1 pseudogene is annotated in these 3,412 nt (G+C 40.0%); it reads right to left on the bottom strand.

Features of this window, described 5'->3' with window-relative positions:
• Positions 1–3,412: pseudogene (locus CCAND38_RS12060) on the bottom strand (T9SS type B sorting domain-containing protein); the annotation flags it as partial.

Genomic DNA, 3,412 nt, shown 5'->3' with positions numbered 1-3,412 from the left:
GGGGTAATTTGAGTCGCTGTTGCTGTCATGGCTTCCACTCCTGGGACGGTTACTGTGGTGGTTACCACACAGCCTCTATCATCAGTAATTTCTACTAGATAACTTCCAATGGCCAAAGCTGTTGGGGTTACCGCTGGTAATATCCGATTTCCTGTGGCATCCAATTTAAACACATTTACAGTATTGGAAGCTGTAGACGAGTAAAAATCACTTGGTTTAACGATGATTGCTCCATTGTTTTGTCCACAGAATGCCTCTTGAGTTGAGATGCTTGGATTCACAAATCGCGGAGGATCATAAATAACCTTTCTTTCTGTTAAAGCATCACAGGCTTCACCATTCGGGAAATAAATTACCATAAATCGATAGTCTCCTGGTGTAGAAGTGCTGTATGTAGCATTAGAGGTTGCAGAGGCAAAATTTGTATATGTAGCTCCCCCATCATTGCTAACTCTAAATTCTTTCGTAGCTAAAGGATCACCTCCCATAGCCGTCAGCGTAAAGGTTACGGTAGCTCCTGTAGTACAACCTATATATTGATTGTTTTCAGTCACTTGCAAACGCATAGGTGGATAAACGGTAGCTATCACAGTAGCTGAACATCCCGCATTGTCTGTGACAGTAAAGGTATGGTTTCCAACACTTAGTCCTGTAAATAGATACGAATCATCAACAGATGTGTACATATTAGCATCTCCCACACGCTGGAAGCGATAACCTTCATTTCCTTCGGTTACGGAGATACGTACACTTCCGTTTCCGATTCCATCATAACAGTGGATGGTTTCAGCAGTAATGGTCAAAGTTTTTTTGTCTTCGATTATCAAAGAAATAGACTCCTCACAGCCATTACCATCACGAACTGTTACAGTGTAAGTTCCTGCTGATATGTTCACAAATTGATTGTTAGAAGTGAAAGCCGTTGGGCCTAATTGATAGTTATACGATGAAGGATTTCCACCCGTTGCTGTAACAAGGACGGTAGCCCCTGAAACAGCTCCACAAGTGACTTTTTTAACGACTTCAGCCTTTACTACAATAGGAATTGCATCGCCAATAGTGTATGGAGTGAAATCTACCATACAAGAAGGCTGATTGGCGTCTCTAACGAAAATCACACCGTTGGTTGTCACAGGTAAACCTGTAGCTACGAAAGTGTTGTTAGTTGTCGTTAAAGTTACCGTTGTCCAAGAAACTTGACTACCGATAGCATATTCAATCACGCGTGATGCAGGAGGATTATTGACCTTAATGGTCAAAGTTCCGTCTGAACTTCCTTTACATCTTACGTTAGTTTCAGCTATTTTTTCAATATATAACTGTTTATTCTTTTCGATAGTTATCGGCTTAGAAACCATAGCTTCACAGTGTTGAGTATCTTGCCACACCTCAATATTGTCAATAGCAACATCATTCCCCAAGTTTCCTACCGAGCTATTTGCTTTATTGATGATTACCACTTCTAAGGTATTTTCTTTAATTGTGTTTTTTGGAAAAGTTACCTTATGTGTTTCCCAATTGCCTCCGTGAGGAATGTTTCCATTTCCAACATGCTGACTGCTGAGAACGACTCCTGTGGTGGTTCGTAATTCTACATATAAATTGGCATTTGTTCCCGTATTTAGAAGTAAGCTACGCACATCAAATTGTAGGTGAGCATCGGATGTGTTAGTTACGAATCCGGATATTCGTTTTTTATAAATTATCTCATTATTTCCGTTACCCATCACTGCCAAATATCTACCACCTGTTGGATCAGTAGGTGTTGGATTCACCCAATTGGCATTGGTAGCTACTTGTTGAGTGATAGCATATTCTCCATCGAATAACGTTTGATTTTCACGACAAGTCAAGTTGTTGATATTTGGCATACAAATATCAGCACCCGAACCAAAATCCTCTTGGAACAATAGATTTTTAGAAGCTATATTCGATTGAGTAACATAACGAACCTGAACCAAATGTGTGCTTGGTTCTAATGTTAGCATAAACGAAGTACCACTCACTGTTTGATAGTTTTCTGTTGATCCTACGCGATACTCATAGGAGTTGGAAGAGGTAGCACTCATAGTCACTGTAACCACTCCGTAACCATTGTCACAGCGGTACGATATTGGACTAAATTCAATAGTAGGAATCTCTGCAGGAGCAACTACAATATCAAATCCTTGTTTGCAACCCTTGTTATCTTTCACATAGATTCGCATCGAATTACTGATGTAACCAATGTTGTCAATAGAATAATTAGCCTCTCCATCGAAGCTATATTTGTAAGGAGCTTCTCCACCACTTACGTTGTTTACCGCGATTTTGTATTGTTTACTTGAAATGCCTGTTCGAATATCACAATCTTTATCGGCAACCACACCAACGAAAGCCTTAATAGTAGTTTCAGAAGGTTTGATTTCGATAGGTTTTTTAACATATGTACAGGTAGTCCCTGAAATAGTTGCGATAACCTCTGTTTCGTATAAGCCCACTGGCAAATTCAAGAAAGTTCCAGTGCTGTTTTGTTGAATTGGCACACCGTTGCGAGTGTAGTCAGGGTTCAAACGATACAATCGGACACTTCTATTTTGTTGCGAAGCGAAGTTTAATAAAATAGACCCTTCATTTGGTGCTGATGCACATTGAATGTGGTTTACATTTAGCTTAAAATTATGTGGAACAGGAGGTTCTATGAGTAAAGGAGGTGTTGAAAGAGCAAAAGCTCCATTACGCTGGTCACCTGCGATAAAAACATACTCTCCTACATGCGTAATATTTGGAATTTCCGCTTCAATAAAAGTTTGATTTTCAGGCAAGGTAGCGATTACCGCATTTTGGAGGGCTAATTCCTCCGAGGCATGTTGCTCAATCCCGTTAATACTCCAAATAGCGAAACGATATGGAGGTTTCCCTCCTTCGGCAGAAAATCGCACACGAGCAGTATTACACTGTGTCCACCCCAAAAAGGATGCTGTCATGGTCATCTCTGTACGCTTATCAATTTTGATGATATCTTCATATTTACATCCCTGAATTTGAGGAGAGGTTACCACTATGCGGTAATTCCCTGCTGTTAAATTCGTGAATTGATAGCTATTTGAGCCTGTGGTTATGTCTCTTTCTAAAGCGTTATCTTTGTAGAGTTTCATATTGTAATTAACCCCCGTTGCACTCATTACAACAGAAAAATAACCTTGTGAATAATCCGATTGATGTCCTACTAAATTCGAAGGAATATCTCCTGATAATCCATTGGTTATCACATCAAAATAGTAACTCGTGTTACAGTTAGCATCTTTGATTTTCAATCGATATTTTCCTGCGGAACTGATTGTGAATGAATTATTGCTACTCACATCCTCCCAGCACGATTCATCGGAGTACGGACATCCTTGGAATGGAGCTGGGCAGGAGCCATTGGCTC

Source organism: Capnocytophaga canis, assembly GCF_000827555.1.
Classification (GTDB): Bacteria; Bacteroidota; Bacteroidia; order Flavobacteriales; family Flavobacteriaceae; genus Capnocytophaga; species Capnocytophaga canis.
Note: the sequence above shows the minus strand (reverse complement) of the source record. Positions and strands in the feature narration are given on the sequence as shown.